At 72.0% G+C, this 20,980-nt stretch carries 19 protein-coding genes; 11 read left to right on the top strand and 8 right to left on the bottom strand.

Annotation, left to right across the window (positions count from 1 at the left end; all coding sequences use genetic code 11):
* Positions 1-93: 93 nt before the first annotated feature.
* On the bottom strand, positions 94-669 hold the full coding sequence (locus ACFVDP_RS24455; RefSeq protein WP_383493247.1) for a hypothetical protein: 576 nt from the start codon (positions 667-669) through the stop codon (positions 94-96).
* Positions 670-877: 208 nt separating this feature from the next.
* Positions 878-1,336 carry a cyclic nucleotide-binding domain-containing protein gene (locus ACFVDP_RS24450; RefSeq protein ID WP_383493244.1) on the bottom strand — a complete coding sequence of 153 codons (459 nt, stop codon included), beginning with the start codon at positions 1,334-1,336 and terminating at the stop codon, positions 878-880.
* Positions 1,337-1,465: 129 nt separating this feature from the next.
* Between ACFVDP_RS24450 and ACFVDP_RS24445 the strand changes: the two genes are divergently transcribed.
* On the top strand, positions 1,466-2,569 hold the full coding sequence (locus ACFVDP_RS24445) for a D-alanyl-D-alanine carboxypeptidase family protein (protein WP_383493241.1): 1,104 nt from the start codon (positions 1,466-1,468) through the stop codon (positions 2,567-2,569).
* A gap of 19 nt (positions 2,570-2,588) precedes the next feature.
* On the opposite strand, the gene ACFVDP_RS24440 is transcribed toward ACFVDP_RS24445, so the two are convergent.
* A complete protein-coding gene (locus ACFVDP_RS24440) occupies positions 2,589-2,948 on the bottom strand; it encodes an ArsR/SmtB family transcription factor (RefSeq protein WP_383493238.1) in 360 nt (119 codons plus the stop codon).
* A gap of 121 nt (positions 2,949-3,069) precedes the next feature.
* Here ACFVDP_RS24440 and ACFVDP_RS24435 point away from each other — a divergent pair, with 121 nt between their 5' ends.
* Positions 3,070-4,407 (top strand): MFS transporter, encoded by a 1,338-nt coding sequence (locus ACFVDP_RS24435; protein ID WP_383493235.1) that lies wholly within the window; start codon positions 3,070-3,072, stop codon positions 4,405-4,407.
* 9 nt (positions 4,408-4,416) lie between these two features.
* Here the strand turns inward: ACFVDP_RS24435 and ACFVDP_RS24430 are convergent, their stop codons facing one another.
* The gene (locus tag ACFVDP_RS24430) at positions 4,417-4,815 is read right to left on the bottom strand and encodes a two-component system response regulator (protein ID WP_383493232.1); all 399 of its coding nucleotides are present in this window, start codon (positions 4,813-4,815) and stop codon (positions 4,417-4,419) included.
* A 297-nt stretch (positions 4,816-5,112) separates the two neighbouring features.
* On the opposite strand from ACFVDP_RS24430, the gene ACFVDP_RS24425 reads away from it, so the two are divergent.
* The 3 genes from ACFVDP_RS24425 to ACFVDP_RS24415 all read left to right on the top strand — a co-directional run bounded on the left by ACFVDP_RS24425 (position 5,113) and on the right by ACFVDP_RS24415 (position 9,877).
* A complete protein-coding gene (locus ACFVDP_RS24425; RefSeq protein ID WP_383493229.1) occupies positions 5,113-6,957 on the top strand; it encodes an AMP-dependent synthetase/ligase in 1,845 nt (614 codons plus the stop codon).
* Between the two features lie 119 nt (positions 6,958-7,076).
* Complete coding sequence (locus ACFVDP_RS24420) at positions 7,077-9,086, top strand: ABC transporter ATP-binding protein (RefSeq protein ID WP_383493225.1); 2,010 nt, start codon at positions 7,077-7,079, stop codon at positions 9,084-9,086.
* 410 nt (positions 9,087-9,496) lie between these two features.
* A complete protein-coding gene (locus tag ACFVDP_RS24415) occupies positions 9,497-9,877 on the top strand; it encodes an STAS domain-containing protein (protein ID WP_383493223.1) in 381 nt (126 codons plus the stop codon).
* Between the two features lie 70 nt (positions 9,878-9,947).
* On the opposite strand, the gene ACFVDP_RS24410 is transcribed toward ACFVDP_RS24415, so the two are convergent.
* Positions 9,948-10,559 carry a TetR/AcrR family transcriptional regulator gene (locus tag ACFVDP_RS24410; RefSeq protein WP_383493220.1) on the bottom strand — a complete coding sequence of 204 codons (612 nt, stop codon included), beginning with the start codon at positions 10,557-10,559 and terminating at the stop codon, positions 9,948-9,950.
* Positions 10,560-10,671: 112 nt separating this feature from the next.
* Between ACFVDP_RS24410 and ACFVDP_RS24405 the strand changes: the two genes are divergently transcribed.
* Together ACFVDP_RS24405 and ACFVDP_RS24400 are read left to right on the top strand one after the other, a co-directional pair.
* Complete coding sequence (locus tag ACFVDP_RS24405) at positions 10,672-11,499, top strand: SDR family oxidoreductase (RefSeq protein WP_383493217.1); 828 nt, start codon at positions 10,672-10,674, stop codon at positions 11,497-11,499.
* Positions 11,500-11,581: 82 nt separating this feature from the next.
* The gene (locus ACFVDP_RS24400) at positions 11,582-12,754 is read left to right on the top strand and encodes an NADH:flavin oxidoreductase (protein ID WP_383493214.1); all 1,173 of its coding nucleotides are present in this window, start codon (positions 11,582-11,584) and stop codon (positions 12,752-12,754) included.
* 19 nt (positions 12,755-12,773) lie between these two features.
* Here ACFVDP_RS24400 and ACFVDP_RS24395 read toward each other — a convergent pair whose 3' ends face one another.
* The gene (locus ACFVDP_RS24395; protein WP_383493212.1) at positions 12,774-13,169 is read right to left on the bottom strand and encodes a MerR family transcriptional regulator; all 396 of its coding nucleotides are present in this window, start codon (positions 13,167-13,169) and stop codon (positions 12,774-12,776) included.
* A gap of 312 nt (positions 13,170-13,481) precedes the next feature.
* Here ACFVDP_RS24395 and ACFVDP_RS24390 point away from each other — a divergent pair, with 312 nt between their 5' ends.
* Entirely contained in the window at positions 13,482-14,987 is a 1,506-nt protein-coding gene (locus tag ACFVDP_RS24390) for a SulP family inorganic anion transporter (RefSeq protein WP_383493209.1), read from the top strand.
* 487 nt (positions 14,988-15,474) lie between these two features.
* The gene (locus ACFVDP_RS24385) at positions 15,475-16,059 is read left to right on the top strand and encodes a TetR/AcrR family transcriptional regulator (RefSeq protein WP_383493207.1); all 585 of its coding nucleotides are present in this window, start codon (positions 15,475-15,477) and stop codon (positions 16,057-16,059) included.
* Between the two features lie 47 nt (positions 16,060-16,106).
* On the opposite strand, the gene ACFVDP_RS24380 is transcribed toward ACFVDP_RS24385, so the two are convergent.
* Positions 16,107-16,679 (bottom strand): hypothetical protein, encoded by a 573-nt coding sequence (locus tag ACFVDP_RS24380; protein WP_383493204.1) that lies wholly within the window; start codon positions 16,677-16,679, stop codon positions 16,107-16,109.
* Positions 16,680-16,973: 294 nt separating this feature from the next.
* On the opposite strand from ACFVDP_RS24380, the gene ACFVDP_RS24375 reads away from it, so the two are divergent.
* Entirely contained in the window at positions 16,974-18,257 is a 1,284-nt protein-coding gene (locus ACFVDP_RS24375; protein WP_383493201.1) for an MFS transporter, read from the top strand.
* Positions 18,258-18,351: 94 nt separating this feature from the next.
* Entirely contained in the window at positions 18,352-19,857 is a 1,506-nt protein-coding gene (locus tag ACFVDP_RS24370; RefSeq protein ID WP_383493199.1) for a hypothetical protein, read from the top strand.
* Between the two features lie 64 nt (positions 19,858-19,921).
* Here the strand turns inward: ACFVDP_RS24370 and ACFVDP_RS24365 are convergent, their stop codons facing one another.
* Positions 19,922-20,977: an ABC transporter substrate-binding protein gene (locus tag ACFVDP_RS24365; protein WP_383493196.1), complete on the bottom strand. Its 1,056-nt coding sequence runs from the start codon at positions 20,975-20,977 to the stop codon at positions 19,922-19,924.
* Positions 20,978-20,980: the final 3 nt, after the last annotated feature.

The raw sequence follows: 20,980 nt of genomic DNA, 5'->3' as shown, positions 1-20,980 counted from the left end.
TCTTCGACGTCGTGCCCCAGCTCACCGAAGAGGTCAAGACCCGCAAGGGCTGAGCGACTTCCGAAGGACCCGTACGGCGTCGGGGGAAGGGGGTCACAGCTCCTGGCCGCGGCGCCGTACGGCGTAGTAGCCGGCCGCGCCCACCGAACCGGCGATCAGCGCGCCGCCCAGCGCGAGCTGCAAGGTGCTCCACTGCCCGAGCGAGCCGCCGTCACCGGCGTGCACTCCGTGCAGCTGCGTTCCGCCCTTCCCCGACACGGTGAGGGTCTGCCGGGCCACTGTGCCGTCCTCGCAGGTCACGGAGACCGGATAGGTGCCCGGGCGGGCGCCCGAGGGCACCTCGAAGCTGCCGCTGACGCCCTTCTCGTACTCGGCCTGGCGCAGCGTGAACTCGCCCGCGCCGACACTGTCCGCGTCGCCGGTCGCCGAGGAGTCGACGCCGCACGCCGTGGTGCTGGCCAGGACCGACGTGCCGGGGCGTGCGTCGGCCGGTTCGAGTTCCAGGCCCGACGGCGCCCCGGACTCCGTGGCGGGCGCCGAGGGCGGAGCGGTCCAGGAGGGAGTGTCGCCCCATCCGTCGTCCCCGTCGGACGGAGCCGCGGCGCACACGGGCGCCCCGAGCAGGAGCAGGGCTGCGGTGGCGGTCGACAGGGGCGCGGTGCGACGCATGCGGTTCCTCTCGGGCGCGGCCTAGGAGCGGCCACAGGTGCGGTCTGGTCCGCGACCGAGCAAACCGCGCGCCCGCGCCCGGCGCCCGCCGAGGCGTCGAGTCGGGTGAGGGACGGTGCACGTGCGGGTGACCACCGGCGTCCACCCGGTGGCCGCTCGCACGAGGACGGCCCCACGCAAAGCCTGCGGCGTCGTGCGCCGCCCGCCCCTACGCGTACCCCCTGATCCGGTGCTCGTGGTGCGCCTCGACGAGCCTGACCCGGGCCGCCTCCAGGCGGTGGGCCATCACCTCGGCGACGCCGTGCAGCAGGGCCACACCGAGCGCCGGTTCGATGTCGCACAGGGCGCGCACGGTCGAGCCGTCGAATTCGTAGGCGCGCACGTGGCTGAACGCCTCGGCGCCGAAGTCCCATTCATAGGGCGGGAAGAGCCAGGACCAGCCGAGGAGATCACCCGGTCCGAGCGGGTCTATGGGCAGCCGGGCCCGGTCGGAGACGCGCACGTCGAGCGTGACTGTTCCGGTCCTGATGATCCAGAAGCAGTCGGCGCGGTCCCCTTCCTCGAAGATCCGGGAGTCCTGGGGGAAGGACACCTCCGTGGCGAGAGGCATCAGCCGGTCGCGATAGGCGCGAGGCAGTCGGTTCAGCAGTCGTGTCCGGTCCGTCATGGCGGAACACCTCCACCGTCGGGTCATTCCAGCGTACGTACGTCCCGGGCGTACCGATCGTCGAAGTGGGCGGCGGCCGGATGGCGGTAACGGATCGCGAGCGGACGATCACGCACCTACGTTGCCCGCATGGTGATCTTCATCCGATCTCGTCCGCTGCTCCGCGCCCTGCGTCGCCCGGCGGCCGGCAGGGCGCTCGTGACCTCGGGCGTGTGCGCGGCGCTCGTCGCGGGGGCCGCCGTCGGGCCCGCACAGGCCGCCTCAGGACCGCCCGCCGTACCGTCCCTGTCGGCGCTGTCCTGGGAAGTCATGGACGCCCGCACCGGAACCGTCCTGGCGGCCAGGGCGCCGCACCGCAGGCTGCCGCCGGCCAGCACGCTCAAGACGCTGTTCGCGGTGACGGTGCTGCCGCACCTGCGCCAGGACACGGTGCACCGGGCCTCGTCGGCGGATCTGGCGGAGGTCGCCGAGGGGAGCAGCGAGGTCGGGGTCGCCGAGGGGCACCGGTACACCGTCGCCGACCTGTGGCGCGGGGTGTTCCTCAGCTCCGGCAACGACGCCGTGCACACGCTGGCCCGGCTGAACGGCGGCCTGTCCCGCACGCTCGCCCAGATGCAGGCCACCGCCCGCCGGATCGGCGCCCGGGACACCCAGGTCCGCTCCCCCGACGGGTTCGACACCCCGGGCCAGTACTCCAGCGCCCACGATCTCGCCCTCGTCGCCCGCGAAGGGTTCAAGAACCCCGACTTCCGCCGCTACATGGGGACGAAGTGGGCCCGCTTCCCGGCGGCCGGGGGCCCGGACGCGTACGAGATCCAGAACACCAACCGGCTGCTGGTCGGCTCGCACGGCGTGGAGCCCTACCCCGGGCTCATCGGCGTCAAGAACGGCTACACGACACAGGCAGGCACCACCCTGGTCTCCGCCGCGACCCATGCGGGCCGCACGATCCTGGTGACGGTGATGAACCCTCAGGACGGGGACTTCAACGCGGTGTACGAGGAGAGTCGCACCCTGCTCGACTGGGGGTTCGCCACCCCGGCCCCGCAACCGCCGAAGCAGCAGGCGGGCCCGCTGCGGGCCGCCGCCCCCGCGACCGCGCCGACGCGACAGGTACCGGAGGAGGCACCCGGCCTGCCCCGGCACCTGGGCGCGGCCGCCGCCCTGCTCGTCCTGACCTGTGTGCCGCTGATCCTCCGCCGCCGGCTGCGCGCCCGCCGCACCCGCTCCTGAGGCGCTTTGGACACACCTTCTAGTCGTGCGGCGCCTGCCCGCTGACCCGGTGGTCGGCATGGCTGACCGCCTCGGTCACCAGGCGCCGCAGATGACCGTCGGTCAGCCGGTAGTGCATGTGGCGGCCTTCGCGGCGGGTCTCGACGAGGCCCGCGAGCCGCAGCTTCGCCAGGTGCTGGCTGACCGCGGTGCGGGACGCGGTGACGCGCTCGGCGAGCGAGCCCACGTCCAGCTCCTCCCGGGCGAGCAGCCACAGCACATGCAGCCGGGTCGCGTCCGACAGCAGGGCGAACACCCGCGTCGCCTCGGCGAGACGGGCGGCGTCCGGCTCGTGCAGATGCGCACCTGCCGCAGGTGGGATGGGTTCGCTGTCAGACATGGGGTCAGCCTAGAGCCGGACGTACGGGACTGGTTGACCACGGTGCGGCAGGAGCGTCATAGTCTTCATGTGCGCAGGTGCGCACATGAAGACTATTCATCCTCCCGGGAGTCACCGTCCGATGCCCGCCACCGTTCTGCGCGACCGCGTCTACCGTCGGCTCTTCACCGCCCAGGTCGTCGCCCTCGTCGGCACCGGCCTGGCCACCGTCGCGCTCGGCCTGCTCGCGTACGACATCGCGGGCGCCGACGCGGGAGCCGTGCTCGGCACCGCGCTCGCGATCAAGATGACGGCGTACGTGGTGATCGCCCCGCTCGTCGGCGCGTTCGCCGACCGGCTGCCGCGCCGGGTTCTGCTGGTGGGCGCCGATCTGCTGCGGGCCGGTGTCGCGGTGGCGCTGCCCTTCGTCGACCAGGTGTGGCAGGTGTACGTCCTGGTCTTCGTGCTCCAGTCCGCGTCGGCCGCGTTCACCCCCGCCTTCCAGGCCGTGATCCCCGACGTACTGCCCGAAGAGCGCGACTACACGCGGGCGTTGTCGCTGGCCCGGCTCGCCTACGACCTGGAGAGCCTGTTCAGCCCGGCGCTCGCCGCCGCCCTGCTGACCGCCGTCGGCTACCACCGGCTGTTCACCGGCACACTGCTCGGGTTCCTCGGCTCCGCCGCGCTCGTGGCGACCACCGCGCTGCCCCGCGCCACGACCCTGGCGTCCCGCGCGGGCGGCGCGTACGCGAGGGCCACCGCCGGTACGCGGCTGTTCCTCGCGGTGCCGGAGTTGCGGGCGCTGCTCGCGCTGAACCTTGCCGTGGCGGCGGCGAGCGCGCTGGTGACCGTTCAATCCGTCGTCTACGTGCGGGACTTCCTCGGTCTGGGCGCCGGTGCGGTGCCACTCGCGCTCGGCGCGTACGGGGCCGGGTCGATGGCCGTGGCGCTCGCGCTGCCCCGGATCCTGGAGCGGACCGGGGACCGGCCCGTGATGCTGCGCGGCGGGCTGCTCCTGGTCGTCGTCTTCGCGGCGACCGGCGCCATCACGGCTTCGGACGACGGGAGTTGGCGGGTTCCCGCGCTGCTGGCGGCCTGGTGCGGGTTCGGCGCCGGGTGCTCGATGGTGCTGACCCCGGCGGGGCGGCTGGTGCGGCGGGCCGCGCCGGACCGGGAGCGTACGGCGGTGTTCGCGGCGCAGTTCTCCCTGTCCCATTCCTGCTGGCTGCTCACCTATCCGCTGGCCGGCTGGGTCGGCGCCACGGCCGGACTCGCGGCCGCGGTGACGGTCCTCGGGGCGGTGGCCGGCTGCGCGGCGGTGGCGGCGACGCTGCTGTGGCCCGCGCCGGGGACCGTGCACGAGCATCCGGGGCTCGCCGCCGACCATCCGCACGTCAGCGGCGCGCTGCGGGTGCCTGGTGGCTGGCGGCACAGCCATCCGCGCGTCGGCGACGGGCCGCACCCGGCGACCTCGGCATGAGACCGACGGTCAGCCGATCTCCGCGGCGCGCTGACCGGCCTTCAGCAGATAACTGACCTTGACCCGCAGCACCCAGGGGTCGACCGGCTTCACCAGCAGGTCGGCGACGCCCAGTTCGATCGCGGTCTGCGCGAGGGCGCTGGTCCCGATCCCGGTCACGAGGATGATGGGGATGTCCCGGGTCTGGTCGAGGCGGAGCAGATAGTCGGCCACCTGAAGTCCGCTGATGCCGGGCATCCGTACGTCCAGCAGGATCACGCCGATGCCGCCGCGCAGCGCGATCCTCAGGGCGTCGTCGCCGTTGTCCGCGCAGACCACGGTGACGCCGAGCGGGGCGAGCGCCGACTCCAGCACCCGCAGATTGGACTCACGGTCGTCCACCAGGAGGACCTTCGCGGAGTCGATCATGAGTTCTCAACTGCCTCCGTGCTAGCGCTCCTTGGACCGGCACCCCTCGATGCGCCGCCCGGCGGCTCCCGCGGGAAGGCCGCTGTCCGAGATTACGGTGCGCGGCCCGCGTGGGGCGACCGGTCCGCGCAGATGCCGTGTGCAGATGGTTCTCGCAGATGGGACGCGCGGTCCCCGTCGTACCGTGTCCTGATCGTCACCTCGGAGGGCTCCGCAAAGATCGCCCGCACGAGGTACGTTGCCGGGCTGCGGCCCCACCCGTCACCCGCCCGTCCCTCGTCCGCGGAGAGCAGGAACATGCAGGAACTCGACGTGCCCCGGCTGACGGAGCCGCCCCTGACCGGCGGTCTCGCGGACTCGGTCTACCAGGCGGTGGAGCGGACGCCGGACCGCGTCCAGTTCTCGCTGGCCGCGCGCGGGCGGGAGTGGGAGCCCGTCACCGCGCGCCGGTTCGCCGGGGAGGTCCTCGCGGTGGCCGGCGGGCTGATGTCGCAGGGGGTCGGATTCGGCGACCGGGTGGCCGTCATGTCGCGCACCCGGTACGAATGGACGCTCGCCGCCTACGCGTTGTGGTCGATCGGCGCCGTGGTCGTGCCCATCTATCCGACGTCCTCCACCGAGCAGGTGCGCGACATCCTCCGGGACACGGGGGCGATCGGCTGCTTCGTGGAGAACGAGAACCACGCCATGACGGTGGCCGCCGCACACGGCCCGCACCACCCGCTCACCCGCCTGTGGCAGCTGGACCAGGGCGCCCTCGACGCGCTGCGGGCCGAGGGGACCGGCGTCGATCCGGCGTACATCCACCGGCTCCGCTCCGCCGTACGGCCCGAGCACACGGCACTGATCTGCTACACGTCCGGTACGACGGGCCGCCCCAAGGGCTGCGTCCTCACCCACGCCAACATGATCGCCGAGTGCGACACCCTGTCGACCGGATGGGGCGGCCTGCTGGCCGCACCCGGCGAGGAGGCGTCGCTCGTGGCGTTCCTGCCACTGGCGCACTGCTACGGCCTGGTGGTGGTGGTGAGTTCGGTGCGGTTCGGTGTCAACGTGGCCTTCCAGCCGGACCCTTCGCCGCAGGTGCTGCTGCCGACACTGGCCGCGTTCCGTCCCACGTTCCTGTACGCCGTGCCGTACATCTTCGAACGCCTCTTCCGTACGGCCCGTCTGAAAGCCCGTCAGAACGGGCGCAGCGCCCTCTTCGAGCGCGCGGTGAAGTCCGCCGTGCGTTACGCGGCGGCCGTACAGCGCGAGAAGGCGGGGCAGGGCAGCGGCCCCGGCCCCCGGCTCAGGCTCCGGCACGCGCTCTACGACCGGCTGGTCTACGCCCGGGTGCGGGCGGTGCTCGGCGGCCGGGTGCGCAACGCCGTCTCCGGCGGGTCGCCGCTCTCCCGCGAGCTCGGTCTTTTCCTCGCGGGCTGCGGCATCACGGTCTACGACGGGTACGGGCTGACCGAGACCGCCGCGGCCGTCACCGCGCAGCCGGTGGGCGCGGTGCGGCACGGGACCGTGGGCCGGCCGCTGCCCGGCAACGCGGTGCGCATCGCCGGCGACGGCGAGATCCTGGTCCGCGGCGACGTGGTCTTCGCGGGCTACTACAACGATCCGCGGGCGACCGAAGCGGTGCTGCGCGACGGCTGGTTCAGCACCGGTGATCTCGGCCGGCTCGACCCGGACGGCTATCTCGTCATCACCGGCCGCAAGAAGGACATCATCATCACCAGCGGCGGCAAGAGCATCTCCCCGCTACTCCTGGAGGAGGAGCTGCGCAGCCATCCGCTGATCTCGGGCTGTCTGGTCGTCGGTGACAACCGCCCGTACGTGGCCGCCCTGATCACCCTCGACGAGGAGTCCGTGTCGGGCTGGCTCGCGCTCAAGGGACGCGACCCGCAGGAGGCCGCCGCCCTGGTGACGGACGAGGAACTGCTCGGGCACGTCCGGCGTGCGGTCTCCCGGGCCAACTCCCGTGTCTCGCGCGCCGAGTCCATCCGCACGTTCCGGGTGCTGCCGCACGAGTTCGGCTCGCACGAGGGCCTGTTGACCCCGTCGCTGAAGATCCGGAGATCGGCGGTCATCCAGCGGTACGCGACCGAGATCGACGAGCTGTACGGGACCCGGCCGGGCCGCCGCTCCCTCTGAGCCCGCGCCGAGAATGACCGGAGTTCACCTTGTGTGAGCGCCGGTCCTTGCTCACCCTGGGCACCGCAGCAGCGCCGCAGGGCCCTCCCGGCCGCGCCAGTCGAGCCCCGGGAGGACCCTTGACCTCGTCTTCGCACCGGTTTCGCACCAGGCTGCTGCGCCGCCCGCGGCCCGCGGACCCCAAGGTCTCCGCGGCCGAGCAGGAGTTGTTCGGCGGGCCGCTGCGCTACGACACCGGCTGGGCCTCGCACCAGAACGCCTTCCTCGACCTGTCGCTCCTGACGGCCCTGCGGTCCATGCCCCGGCTGGTCCTCGGCACCCTGCGCCGCGCCTGGCACGCCGACCGGGGCGCGCTGCTCGCCGTCGGCGTCAGCGAGATCGGCCAGGGCGTCGCCGCAGCGGTGAACCTGCTCGTCCTGAACTCCGTGATGCACACGCTCCTCTCCGACGGCCCGGCGGCCGGACGGGTGCGGGAGGCGCTGCCCGCGCTGCTCGTCGGCGCCGTGGTCGCCACCGTCAACGCCCTGCTCGCCAGTTGGTCGACGTCCGGCGCGGGACGCCTCGAACCGCTGGTGGAGCGGGTGGCGACCACCGAGTATCTCGACGCCGCCCAGGCGGTCGAGCTGGAGGCCATCGAGGATCCGGCGTTCCGGCGCCTGCTGGACGTGGCCTTCTACGGCGCGGCGTCCGCGCGCCGCATGATCTCGGCCTGCGTCGCCGCGCTCAACGGGGTCATCTCGCTCGTCGCCACCGCGTCCATCCTCAGCGTGCTGCACTGGGCGCTGCTGCCGATGCTGCTGCTGATCGTCGCACCGCGCGGCTGGGGCGCGATGCGGGTGGCGCAGGAGCGGTACGTGTCGATGCTCAACTGGGTCGAGCACGTCCGCGCGAGCCGGCTGATCGGCACCCTGCTCACCGAGCGCAGCGCCGCCCAGGAGGTACGGCTGCACGCGGTCGGCCCCGCGCTCCTGGAGCGCTACCGCGACATGGCGGAGAGCGCCGAGAGCGAGCAGCGGCGGCTGGCCGACGGCAAGGCCGGCACCGAGCTGGTCGCCACGGCCCTGTCGGGGCTGGCGCTGGCGGCCACGTACGGGGTGATGTTCTGGCTGATCACGACGGGCACCATGAGCCTGGCGATCGCCGGGACGGCCGTCGTCGCCGTGCGCACCGGGTCGGCGAGCCTGGGCACGCTGGTGATGAACGTCAACCAGCTGCACGAGGAGTCGCTGTACGTCCAGGACCACGAGAAGTTTCTCGTGGAGGCCGCCCGGCGGACCATTCCGGCCGGGGGCGGGAGACTGCCGGAGCGGATCGACGCGGTGGTTCTCGACAAGGTCGGTTACCGCTATCCGGACCGGGCCGAGCCGGCTCTGCACGAGGTGTCGCTGACGGTTCCGATGGGGTCGGTGACCGCGGTCGTCGGGGAGAACGGCAGCGGCAAGTCGACCCTGATGAAGATCATCAGCGGACTCCTCGTCCCGCACACCGGGACGGTCCACTGGGGCGGCAGACCGCTGACCGGGCTGGACCGGTCCCTGGTCTTCGAGCGGGTCAGCCAGCTGACCCAGGACTTCCAGCGCTGGCCGATGACCGCCGCGATGAACATCCGGATCGGGCGGCCCCAGCAGGCCGCGTCCGCCGAGGAGTTGGAGCAGTCGGCGCGGTACGCGGGCGCGACGTCCTTGATCGCCCGCCTGCCGGGCGGCATGGGCACCCTCCTCGCCCGCATGTTCCGCGGCGCGAGCGAGCTGTCCGGCGGGGAGTGGCAGAAGTTCGGCCTGGCGCGCACCCATTGGCGCGACCGGACCGGCGCGGCCGACGGCATCCTGATCGTGGACGAGCCGACGTCCGCGCTCGACCCGGAGGCGGAGATCGAGGCGTTCGACCGGCTGCGGGGCCTGGCGGGACCCACGCGCGCGGTGGTCCTGGTCACCCACCGGATGTCCGGGGTGCGCTGGGCGGACACCATCCATGTGCTGAGCCGGGGCCGCGTCGCCGAATCCGGCAGCCACGAGGAACTGCTCGCGGCCGGCGGCAGGTACGCCACCATGTTCCGCACGCAGGCGGCCCAGTACGGCCACGCGAGCCGTCAGGTGCCCCGCCCCGCCCAGCCTCCCGCCACGGCGTAGAGCGATCCGCGGGGCCCGAGCCGGGCCGGAAATGGCTGTTCGATGACTGAACGGGCCCCTCCGCATCCCGGCCATATGTCCGGCGATCGCGGGAAGGGTGCGACGGCGGCAGATCACCCGCGAACCGGGGCACGCGTTGGTTTCCCGCCGGAGGTTCACTCCTCCACCATCCGCCCCACGCACACCTCGGGGCGACAGGCGCCGGGCTGAGCAGGCGGGGTCGCGGGGGACGCCCGTGACGAGCGGGAACAGCACGGTGCGGATCACGCCAGAGATCACCGCGGGTGCCGTTTGACCGACAACACGGTTGTCCAACTCTCGTACGGAGAAAGGGGGTTGTCTCACCGCGCGGGTGGGGGTATGCCAGGGGCACCGCCACAACAACGCGCCCCCACCCATGCGAGGAGGCCATGCCCGCCTACCACGACACCGACGCCGTCTTCGGCATGACGGCACCGCACCCCGAGGACCCACGGGTCGTCGAGCTGTGGGGCGAACTCGACATCCTCGCCGCCCATCACCTCGCGGGCCGGCTCCAGGACCTGTCCCCCGGGCAGGACGGCATTCTCGTCGCCGACCTGCGCGCCGTGACGTTTCTGGACTGCAGTGGTCTGTCGATGCTCGTACGCGTCCAGGAGCGTCTGCGCACGCGGCAGGCGCGTCTGATCCTGGTCCTGACCGACCCGTTCCTGCTGCGCGTGATCCGGCTCGCCGGTCTGGGCGGCGTCCTGCGGGTCGCCGCCGACCTCGACTCGGCGCTCGCCTGGCCGGTCCGGGATGTGCCGGCCTGAGGTGCCGTACCCGTCGGGAGCAGAGCGCTCCCGGCGGGTGCGGCCCTGCACCCGGGGCGTACGACCCCGGTCAGTCGCGCTCGCGCGGCGCCGTCGGCGGCGCCGTGAGACCCGCCGCGACGAAGGCGACCACGGTCGCGGTGCGCGGGAAGGACGCGGCGTCCGCGGGCATCTTGGCCAGCGGTCTGCCGTAGGTCTCCATGACCACGCTGAAGGCGAGCCGGCAGCGTTCGGTGACCTCCCGCGGGGCCAGCTGCGGCAGCGCCCGCCCGACCATCACCTCGAAGGGCGCGGGCACGAACAGACTGGAGGCGTTGGGCAGTTGCCCGGTGGGCAGCGCCGAGCGCGCCAGCAGGTGGCACAGCACGCGGCCGTCCCGCGTCGTGACCAGTTCGGCGAAGGGCTCGACCAGGGCGGCCGCCATCTCCCCCACGTCGGGCCCGGCCTCCCGCGCGTCGCCGAGGAACCGCATCCGGTCGGTCCACAGGGGCCGCAGCTCGCGCTCCAGGAGGGCCGTCACGAGCCCCTCCCGCGAGCCGAAGTGATAGTGCACGGCCCCCGGATTCAGCGCGGCCTCCGCGTTGATCGCGCGCAGGGAGACCTGGTCGGCCCCCTTCTCCAGGAAGAGCCGCTTCGCCGCGTCGAGGAGCCGCTCGCGCGTTGGGGCGTCCGGATGAGTCATAGCGACCATTCCACCACGTCGGCCCCCCTTCCGATCACTTTCCAATCAGTGATTGAATGGTGATGGGAACAAACCGGTCGTGAAAGGTGCGGCCGGGCGAAAGGAGTCCGCCATGGGCACGTACGTGATCACTGGATCCGCCTCTGGAATGGGAGCCGCGGCCGCGGCCCGGATGCGCGCGGCCGGGCACCGGGTGATCGGTGTCGATCTGCGGGACGCCGATGTCGTCGCCGACCTGGGCGGCGAGGAGGGCCGTGCGCACGCGGTCCGGGAGATCCTGGCGCTGAGCGGCGGCACCCTGGACGGAGTGGCCGCGGTCGCGGGCGTCGGGCCGAACGTGAAGAGCGCCGCCGCGGTCGTCTCGATCAACTACTTCGGTCCCGTCGCGCTGCTGGACGCGCTGCGGCCGGCCCTGGAGCGGTCCGGCGCGGGCCGCGCCGTCGTGATCAGCTCGAACTCGGCGAGCACCGTCCCGGTCATCGACGACGAGCTGGTGGAGCTGCTGCTGGCGGGCGACGAGAAGGGGGCCGGGGAGCGCGCGACGGCCGCGCAGAGCGCCCTGCCCGCCGCGACCCTGGACTCCGCGCCGAGCATCGTCGCGTACGCCACCTCCAAGCTGGCGCTCGCCCGCTGGGTGCGGCGCACCGCCGTCACCCCGCAGTGGGCCCGCCGGGGCGTCCTGCTGAACGCGATCGCGCCGGGCGCCGTGCTCACCCCGCTGATGACCGGCTCCACCGGCGTCTCGCAGGCCCCGGACGCCGACGACTTCCCCACCCCGATGCCGCTCGGCGTCTTCGGGGAGGCGGCGGACATCGCCTTCTGGATCGAGCAGTTCCTGCGTCCGGAGGCCCGCTTCACCACCGGTTCGATCCTGTACGTCGACGGGGGCACGGACGCGGCGATGCGCACCGACGCCCAGCCGTCCGCGATGCGCGGGTGAGCCGTCGCGACCCGTAGGACCGGCAAGCCCGTCAGGCCCGTTCGTGCACCGTCCGCCCGCACTCTTCGCCCGGGAGACCGTCATGACACAGCCCGCCCTGTTCGGCCCGGCCCGGCTCGGGCCGCTGACGCTGCGCAACCGGTTCGTCAAGGCCGCCACGTTCGAGGGGATGACGCGGGGTTCGCGGGTCTCCGATGAGCTGATCGCTTTCCACCGCCGGCACGCGGCCGGCGGGGTGGCGATGACCACGGTCGCGTACTGCGCGGTCGCGCCCGAGGGGCGTACCGAGCGGCATCAGCTCTGGATGCGGCCCGAGCTGCTGCCCGGTCTGCGCCGTCTCACGGACGCCGTGCACGCCGAGGGCGCCGCGGTCTCGGCGCAGATCGGGCACGCGGGCCCGGTGGCCGACCCGCGCTCGAACGGGCTGCCCGCCCTCGGCCCGTCCGCACGTGTCGGGGCGCAGAGCCTGACCCGGATCAGAGCGGCGAGCCGCGCCGACATCGCCCGGATCACCCGCGCGCACGCGCAGGCGGCCCGGCTCGCCGTCGAGGCGGGTTTCGACGCGGTCGAGATCCATCTGGGCCACAACTACTTCGCCAGCGCCTTCCTCAGCCCCCGGCTCAATCACCGCGACGACGCGTACGGCGGCGACCTCGCGGGCCGCGCCCGGGTCGCGCGCGAGACGGCCCGGGCCGTGCGCGACGCCGTCGGTGACCGTGTCGCCGTCCTCGCCAAGCTGAACATGGACGACGGCGTCCCCGGCGGGCTGTGGCTGGACGAAAGCGTCCAGGTGGCCCGCCTGCTGGAGGCCGACGGGAGCGTGGACGCCCTCGAACTCACGGCGGGCAGCTCGCTGTTGAACCCGATGTATCTGTTCCGCGGCGACGCTCCGCTCAGGGAGTTCGCGGCGGCGATGCGCAATCCGGTGGTACGGCTCGGGGTGCGCACAGTCGGCGGCCGGTTCCTGCGCGCCTATCCCTACGAGGAGGCGTATCTCCTCGACAGCGCCCGCCAGTTCAGGGCCGCGCTCGGCCTTCCGCTGATCCTGCTGGGCGGCATCACCCGGCGCGAGACCGCGGAGCGCGCCCTGGCGGAGGGCTTCGCGTTCGTGGCGATGGCCCGGGCACTGCTGCGCGAACCGGACCTGGTCCACCGCATGGAGCGGGAGCCCGGCACCCGTTCGCTGTGCATCCACTGCAACAAGTGCATGCCGACGATCTACAGCGGAACCCGCTGCGTGCTCGCGTCCGGCTGACGGCTCCGCCGGGTCGTGCCTATGTGGCGGGGAGCCGCCCGCGCAGCGTGTCGGCGAACTCCTCGGCGCGGGCGAGCTGGATACGCAGATCGGCGACCCGGCGCTGCGCGGCCTCCTCGAAGTGCCGTACGCGGTCGAGGAGTTGTTCGTGTTCGGCGTCGGGCAGCCGGTCGCCGCTGTCGAGGCGGTCGGTCGCGGCGAGCAGGTCGCGCATCTCGTCGAGAGTGAAGCCGAGCGGTTTCATCCGGCGGATGACCATGAGGCGGGCGACATCGGCCTCGGTGTAGAGACGGAAGCCGCCCTGGGAACGGGCCGAGGGGATGACGAGGCCGGTCTCCTCGTAGTGCCGGATCGTGCGCAGCGACAGCTCGGTCCGTGCGGCGACCTCGCCGATCTGCATGTGCTCGCCGCTCACGCGCCCGCTCTCCTCGTCCTGTGCGCCGCCCCGTCGGATGCCGAGACGGCTTCGATCTCTACCGTAACGTTAGGGTAGAGTTCCCCGGGTGTCGGGGACGGTCGTGTCGCCCGGCACCCCTATGGTGCGGGATCACTGCCCCGCACCGTCCCGTCGGGGCCGCCGTGACGCCTCGGCCCTGACCGCAGGTGACGTCGTCGCCCCCGGCGGACTGCTCCTGCCACGAATGTCGCCGGCTGCCGACCCCGGTCCGCCCGCCTCCCTCCGCACTCCCCGCCCGTCGGGCGTGCCCGATCACGACAGGTACCGCCCTTGTCCGCTCCCGCCCTCTCCCCCGTCTCGCGACTGCGCGGGCTGCGCCCCGACTGGATCCGCGATCCCAAGGTGTGGCGCACCGAGGTGCTCGCCGGTCTGGTCGTCGCGCTCGCCCTGATCCCCGAGGCGATCTCCTTCTCGATCATCGCCGGGGTGGATCCGCAGATCGGGCTGTTCGCCGCGTTCACCATGGCGGTGACGATCTCGGTCGTCGGCGGGCGGCGCGCGATGATCTCGGCGGCGACCGGCGCCGTCGCCCTGGTCACCGCGCCCCTCAACCGGGAGCACGGCCTCGGGTATCTCGTGGCCTGCGTCATCCTGGCCGGTGTCTTCCAGGTCGCCCTCGGCGCGCTCGGCGTGGCGAAGCTGATGCGGTTCGTGCCGCGCTCGGTGATGGTCGGTTTCGTCAACGCCCTCGCCGTCCTGATCTTCATGGCCCAGGTGCCCGAGATGACCGACGTGCCGTGGCCGGTCTATCCCCTCATCGCCGCGGGTCTGGCCCTGATGGTGTTCTTCCCCAGGGTGACCAGGGTGGTTCCGGCGCCGCTGGTGTCCATCGTCATCCTGACCGTCGTCACGGTGGCGGCCGGGATCGCGGTGCCGACCGTGGGCGACAAGGGCGAACTGCCGTCCGCGCTCCCGGTGCCGGGGCTGCCCGACGTGCCGTTCACCCTGGACACCCTGACGACCATCGCGCCGTACGCGCTCGCCATGGCGCTCGTGGGCCTGATGGAGTCGCTGATGACAGCGAAGCTGGTCGACGACATCACGGACACCCATTCCAACAAGACCCGTGAGTCCATCGGCCAGGGCATCGCCAACATCGTCACCGGGTTCTTCGGCGGCATGGGCGGCTGCGCGATGATCGGCCAGACCATGATCAACGTAAAGGTGTCCGGGGCCCGTACCCGGCTGTCCACGTTCCTGGCGGGCTCGTTCCTGATGGTGCTGTGCATCGTCTTCGGGCCGGTCGTCTCCGACATCCCGATGGCCGCGCTCGTCGCGGTGATGGTGATGGTGTCGTTCGCGACGTTCGACTGGCACTCCATCGCCCCCAAGACGCTCCGCCGGATGCCCGCGGGTGAGATCGCGGTCATGGTGATCACGGTCGCGGTCGTGGTCGCCACCTCCAATCTCGCCATCGGCGTCGTCGTCGGCTCCGTCACGGCGATGGCGGTCTTCGCCCGGCGGGTGGCCCATCTCGCCGAGGTCACCGCGGTCGTCGATCCCGACGGCGGCCAGGTCGTCTACCGGGTCACCGGCGAACTGTTCTTCGCCTCCTCCAACGACCTGGTCACCCGGTTCCGGTACGCGACCGACCCGGACAAGGTCGTGATCGATCTGTCCGCGACCCACATCTGGGACGCCTCGTCCGTCGCCGCGCTCGACGCCATCGAGGCGAAGTACGCGCAGCGCGACAAGCAGGTCGAGATCGTCGGCCTCAACGCGCCCAGCGCCCGGCTCCACGACCGCCTCAGCGGGGAACTGACCGCGGGTCACTGACGCGCACGGGGCTTCATGGCGGCTCGCGGCGTCAGCGGCTCGTTCCCGCACATACTCCCGAAGAGGGGAATGGGGCGTTGAAAGCGCTGTGCGGGCAATGCTGAATGTCAGTCAGAGATCCAGTCCGACTTCGACGAGCAGGAGGGCGATCGATATGACGTTCCGCGATCCACAGGACAACTGGTGGGCTCGCGTCTTCGCCGCCAGGTGGGTCGAGAAGAGACCGTCGCAGCCCCGCAGGCAACCCGATCCGCTCCCCTCACCCCGGAGCAGAGCACTGAGGATTCCGTCGCAGCGGGCCGAACCACCGCTCTGAAGGTCCCGGTCCGAGAGGCCGGCACCGGCCCCGCCGCACGCACTCCGGCGCCTTCTCGCGCCGCCACCGGGCGCGGACGCGGCGGGGCCGGTCCCGCCCGCTCGACGGCCGGGCCGGTCGACGGCTCGGCTGGACAGACCGTTCTCCCTCGCACTTCGCTAACCTGGACGCATGAGCCAGAGCGCAAAAGGAAGAGGTCCGTCGGAAGCCCGGTCGCGGCTGCTCGACACGGCGACCAGGATCTTCTACGCGGAGGGGATCCACTCCGTCGGCGTCGACCGGATCATCGCGGAGGCGCAGGTCACCCGCGCCACGCTGTACCGGCACTTCACGGGCAAGGAAGACCTCGTCCTGTCCTACCTCGACCGGGCCGACCGGGAACTGCGGGCGCAGGCCGAAGCCGCCCAGGCGGCCGAGGAATCGGCGGCCGACAAGATCCGCGCCGTCTGCCGGACCATCACCGCGGGCATCCAGTCCCCCGGCTTCCGCGGCTGCGCCTTCCTCAACGCGGCGGCGGAGTACCCCGACCCCGACCATCCGGTCCACCGGGCCGTCCTGGCCCACCGTCAGTGGTTCCAGGACACCGTCACGGGTCTGCTGGGCCGGACCGGCGACACACCCGCCGACGCCGCAGGCCGGCACCTCGTCATGCTCCGCGACGGCGCGATGGCCTCCGGCTGCCTCTCCGATCCGAAGCTGGTCTCCGAGACCTTCCTCGAGGGCATCGAGGGAATCCTCCGGGCCCGCGGCGCCTGAAAGCCGGGCCGTCGGCGGTGACATCGCCGACGGCCCGGCTCCGACGGTCAGCTCTTGCGGGAGGCGCGCCCCAGACGCAGGGCCGATACGAGGAAGAAGACACCGCCCGGAACGGCGTAGCCGATCGCGCTGGTGAGCGTGGGTTCGTCGGCGCCGGCCGACGCGACGAACGAGGCCCCGGCCAGCGCGGAGATGGCGCCGCTGAGGATCATCGGCCACTGACCGCCCATCGTGCGGCGCGAGAGCGCGACGACCAGTTGGACGAGTCCGGACACGAACGCCCAGGCTCCCCACACGCGCAGCACCGCCGGAACGCCGGACGCGCAGGCGATGGCCACGCCCACGGCCGCGAGCAGACTGACCGCCATGTTCACGTAGAGCAGTCCCGGCGATCCGGTGGCGCGTGACGACCGGGCGTCGACGACGGCCGCCCCCACGTCGAACAGCGGATACAGCACGAGCAGCACGGCCCCGGCCGGACTGATCCGTGCCGACATCGTGAACATCACGAGGGCCCAGACGACGGCGAACGCGAACCGGACGAAGTACAGGCGACGCAGCGCTGTGGCCACGGTCGAGGCCGTGGTGGTGAGGCCGGTCGGAGCAGCAGTGGTGCTCACGGTGATCCCTTTCGCAGGCAGGGGAGGTTCCGCGTCCGGATGACTGTCCGGACGCCCGAGGAAACGCAGGAAGAACGAACGTTCTGTTCCATCAGCCTGGCAATGCCGCGCGACGTTGTCAAGACCGAACGTTCTCCCTCGTCACGTCGAGGCCGCGTCACGATGCCACCGCGACCGTCTCGGCGGGCGATCCGGATAAGCTAAGTTAGGCATGCCTAACACGCTGTCCATCAGGCACGACACGACCCGATCGGCATGCTCGTTCGGGTCCCTAGACGTATGGAATCGGCACCGTTGATCGCGATATCGAAGCTCGCTGCTGTGCTGCCCGACCTCAGTCCCTGGCGTTCCAGCAGGGACTTCCGCCTCCTGTGGGGGCAGGGCCTGATCACGACGTTCGGCAGTTTCATGGCGCTGATCGCCCTGCCGCTCCAGATCAAGGACATGACGGATTCACCTCTCGCGGTGGGTGCGATGGGCGCCGTCGAGCTGGTGCCTCTGGTGGTGTTCGGGCTGTACGGCGGGGCGCTCGCGGACGCGGTGGACCGGGCCAAGGTCATCGTGCTGACCGAGGTGGGGCTCGGTCTGCTGGCGGGTGTGCTGCTGGTCAACACGCTGCTGCCGGAACCGCTGCTGTGGCCGCTGTACGTGGTGGCGGCAGGCGTCGCGGCGCTGGCGGGCCTCCAGCGGCCCGCGATGGATTCGCTGCTGGCCCGGATCGTCCCGCACGGCCAACTCGCCGCGGCCGCCGCCCTGAACGCGCTGCGCTGGCAGGTCGGCGCCATCGCCGGGCCCGCGCTGGCCGGCCTGGTCGTGGCCTACGCGGGCAGCACGACGGCCTACGGCACGACCGTGGTCTGCTTCGTCGTCTCGGTGCTCATGTGCCGTCGGCTCTCGGCATCGCCTCCCCGCGAGAACGCCGCCCGGCCGTCGCTCCGGGGCATCGCCGAGGGGGCACGCTATGCCTGGTCGAAGCCGGTTCTGCTGGGCACCTACGCGGTGGACATGGCGGCGATGTTCTTCGCCTTCCCGAACACCATCTTCCCTTTCCTCGCGGACGAGTTGAACGCGAACTGGTCCTTGGGCCTCATGTACGCCGCCGGGTCGATCGGTTCCCTGGTCGTCAGTCTCACCAGCGGCTGGGTGTCGCGCACTCGCCGTCACGGCCTGCTGGTGGTGCTCGGCGCGGGCGGCTGGGGCCTGGCCATCGCGGCCGCCGGCTGGACGTCGAACATCTGGCTGGTCCTGATCTGTCTCGGCCTCGCCGGGGCCGGTGACATGCTCAGCGGGCTCGGCCGCTCGACCATCTGGAACCAGACCGTCCCCGACGAGCTGCGCGGCAGGCTCGCCGGCATCGAGGTCCTCTCCTACAGCGTCGGTCCCCAGCTCGGGCAGGTCCGCGCGGGCGCCATGGCCGGCTGGTCCGGCGTCCGCCCGGCCGTCTGGACCGGTGGCCTGGCGTGCGTCGTCTCGGTCGGCCTGCTCGCCGCCGCGCTGCCCAAGCTCCTCACCTACGACGCCCACACGGACGAGGACGCCCGGCGCCGCGCCGCCCTGAGCACCGAGCCGACCGCGTAGGACGGGCCCGCCCGGCCAGTTCCTCGTTCGACTGTTCCCGAGTCGTGACAGCAGAATCTTGGCCGCTGAGGAGGCCTGTGTTCGACTGGCACGCATGCCTGTACAGCCCACGGACCGCCGGGTTCTCCTGAGCGGGCGGCGTCGTGCCGTCGCGTCGGTACTCGTCGTGCTCGCCGCGCTGCTGCCCGCGGCAGTGACGGCGTCCGCCGAACCCGCTTCTGATGCGGGGCTGACGGCGCCGAAGACCTACCACGTGAAGCCGCCGGACGGCCGCAAGCGTCCCGAACGGGACAAGCGCATCCACATCCAGTACGCGCGCGGCGACAATCAGGGAGCGGGCGAGAAGACGGGGCGCCTCACGATGGATGTCAGCGGCGCGCGGGAGACGCTGCGGCTGAAGAAGTTCGGCAACGGCTGCACCACCAGCGGCGGCGGAGCGACCGTGGTGTGCAAAGTCGGTTCGAGTTACAACAGTTGGGGCGACTGGGCGGGGGCGCTGCCGTACGCGGCGCCCGGCAGCAAGGCCGGTGACCGGGGCGAACTCCGCCTGCGCTACCAGGCTCCCGACGGCCACGTCTCCACCGCGACGACCACGGTGGTGGTCGGCGGTCCGATCCTCGAGGTCCGGCGTCCCGAGACCATCACCGGTGTGCGGCCCGGCGCCGAGACCGGACTCGACCTCGCCGTCCGCAACACGGGCGAGACGACGGCCGAGGGCGTGGCCCTGATGTTCGCGGCCGACGGCGAGCTGGCCCTCCCGCAGCGTTTCGCCAACTGCCGTTACACCGGCGGCGACGACTCACCGCGCACCGCCTACTGCACCTTCCCGGACCTGCGGTTGCGCCCCGGTCGGACGGTGGTGTTCGGCCCGGGTCTGCGGATACGGACGTCCGAGGCACTGGACCTCGGTTCGCTGCGGCAGTCCGCGTGGCCGCTGGACCTCGGCTCGTACGACAGCGTGATCGTGCCCGAGGGCGGCGATTCCGGTGACGGCCCGCCGTTGCGCGCGCAGGTGCGTCCGGGCGGCAGCGGGCAGTGGAGCGACGAGCGCGAGGCGTGGACCCAGGTGCACACGGACAACCCCGCCGACTACGCGGCGATCGGCGCCCACGTGCGGGCGGCCCCGGGCGGAGAGCAGGTGGTGCGGGTCGGGGCCCGCACCGACGGGCCGGGCGACCCGGGGCAGGGCGGAGCGTACGACCTGGTCTTCACGGTGCCGCGCGGAGCCGAGGTGCTGAAGGAACCGATGGAGGAGATCGACGACGACGACTTCCAGCCGCTGTGCAAGCACCGGGAGGACGTCTACACCTGCCCGTTGCGCGTGCACGAACCCGGCACCGAGCAGACCCTCGCGTTCACCCTGAAGTTCGGCGCTGCCTCCGGTGACGGCGTGGTCCGGCTCACGACGCGCAAGGACGACGAGCCGCCCAAGGACCCCGACACCTCCGACCACACGGCCGCGGTGACCGTGGACCTCGATGCCGCGTACGCGTCGTCAGCCACCTCGGGGCACCACCTCGCCTGGGGTGTCACCGGAGGCCTCGCGGCGTTCATCGTCGTCGGCGGCGGGTGCATGCTGCGGCGGCGACGGCGGCGCTGACCAGTGGATCCGGCGGGCTCGTGGCGGTACCCGGCCGCGTCGGCCGGGACGCCACCTGCCTGCGTCAGCGGGCCTGGTCGGTGAACCGGCTCGTGTAGGTCTTCTTCAGGTCGATCGTGGCGTTCTTCAGGTTCGGGTTGAAGGACTTCAGCACCCGCTGCACCGTCGCGGGACCGTCGGCCGGCATCTTGCCGTCCTTGGTGAACATCGGCAGCGTGCTGTCGATCGCCTTGGCGTAGAGCCCCTCGCCGCCCTGCGCGTAGTCGCTGGGCATCTTCGCGGCGATCTCCTTGGCGCTGTGCGTGGCCATCCACTTGAGCGTGCGGACGAACGCGTTGGCCAGCTTCTGGACGGTGTCCTCGTGGGAGTCCACCCAGTCCGTGTTCATGTACAGGCTGGACGACGGGTAGAGACCGCCGAGGGCCTGCTGGGAGCCCTCGGGGGTGCGCATGTCGACCAGGACCTTGCCGATCTTCTTGTCGAGGATCTGGGCGACGGTCGGGTCGGTGGTCATGCCGCCGTCGATGGAGCCCTTCTGCAGCGCGGAGATGAAGGTCTGTCCCGCCCCGACGGCGACATTGGTGAACTTGTCGACGGAGACGCCGTCGTGGACCCCGAGATACTTCGTGAGGAAGTCGGTGGAGGAGCCGAGGCCGGTCACGCCGAGCTTCTTGCCGGAGAAGTCCTTGGGCGACTTCAGGCTGTCGGCGGCCTTGTTCGAGACGATCTCGACCTCGCCGGGGGTCTGGGCGAGCTGCACCACGGACTCCACCTGCTTGCCCTTGGTCTGCAGGTCCAGGGTGTGGTCGTAGAAGCCGACGACGCCCTGGACGTTCCCCGCGACGAGCGAGGTGGTGGCGTCGATGCCGGCGGGCTCGCTCAGCAGCTCGACGTTGACGCCCTCGTCCTTGAAGTAGCCCAGGCGCTGCGACAGCATCGCGGGCAGGTAGATGACCTTGTCGATGCCACCCACCATGATCTTGACCTTCGGTCCCTTGCCGCCCGAACCGCCGCCGTCCGAGGCGTTGGAGGACACCTCGTCGGCGCAGCCGCTGAGGGCGGCGAGCGCGGCCAGTGCGACGCTGACGGTGGTGAGCTTGGTGGCGATGCGACGGGACATGTG

Source organism: Streptomyces sp. NPDC057694, assembly GCF_042799415.1.
Classification (GTDB): Bacteria; Actinomycetota; Actinomycetes; order Streptomycetales; family Streptomycetaceae; genus Streptomyces.
The sequence above is the reverse complement of the archived record's forward strand: the minus strand, read 5'-3'. Positions and strand labels throughout refer to the sequence as shown.

Excerpts from the sequence above, each read along its gene's own strand:
- ACFVDP_RS24365 (WP_383493196.1), bottom strand. The coding sequence starts at position 20,977 with ATGTCCCGTCGCATCGCCACCAAGCTCACCACCGTCAGCGTCGCACTG.
- ACFVDP_RS24400 (WP_383493214.1), top strand. The coding sequence starts at position 11,582 with ATGACACAGCCCGCCCTGTTCGGCCCGGCCCGGCTCGGGCCGCTGACG.
- ACFVDP_RS24425 (WP_383493229.1), top strand. The coding sequence starts at position 5,113 with ATGCAGGAACTCGACGTGCCCCGGCTGACGGAGCCGCCCCTGACCGGC.
- ACFVDP_RS24370 (WP_383493199.1), top strand. The coding sequence starts at position 18,352 with ATGCCTGTACAGCCCACGGACCGCCGGGTTCTCCTGAGCGGGCGGCGT.
- ACFVDP_RS24405 (WP_383493217.1), top strand. The coding sequence starts at position 10,672 with ATGGGCACGTACGTGATCACTGGATCCGCCTCTGGAATGGGAGCCGCG.
- ACFVDP_RS24385 (WP_383493207.1), top strand. The coding sequence starts at position 15,475 with ATGAGCCAGAGCGCAAAAGGAAGAGGTCCGTCGGAAGCCCGGTCGCGG.
- ACFVDP_RS24430 (WP_383493232.1), bottom strand. The coding sequence starts at position 4,815 with ATGATCGACTCCGCGAAGGTCCTCCTGGTGGACGACCGTGAGTCCAAT.
- ACFVDP_RS24455 (WP_383493247.1), bottom strand. The coding sequence starts at position 669 with ATGCGTCGCACCGCGCCCCTGTCGACCGCCACCGCAGCCCTGCTCCTG.
- ACFVDP_RS24435 (WP_383493235.1), top strand. The coding sequence starts at position 3,070 with ATGCCCGCCACCGTTCTGCGCGACCGCGTCTACCGTCGGCTCTTCACC.
- ACFVDP_RS24415 (WP_383493223.1), top strand. The coding sequence starts at position 9,497 with ATGCCCGCCTACCACGACACCGACGCCGTCTTCGGCATGACGGCACCG.
- ACFVDP_RS24450 (WP_383493244.1), bottom strand. The coding sequence starts at position 1,336 with ATGACGGACCGGACACGACTGCTGAACCGACTGCCTCGCGCCTATCGC.
- ACFVDP_RS24440 (WP_383493238.1), bottom strand. The coding sequence starts at position 2,948 with ATGTCTGACAGCGAACCCATCCCACCTGCGGCAGGTGCGCATCTGCAC.
- ACFVDP_RS24410 (WP_383493220.1), bottom strand. The coding sequence starts at position 10,559 with ATGACTCATCCGGACGCCCCAACGCGCGAGCGGCTCCTCGACGCGGCG.
- ACFVDP_RS24445 (WP_383493241.1), top strand. The coding sequence starts at position 1,466 with ATGGTGATCTTCATCCGATCTCGTCCGCTGCTCCGCGCCCTGCGTCGC.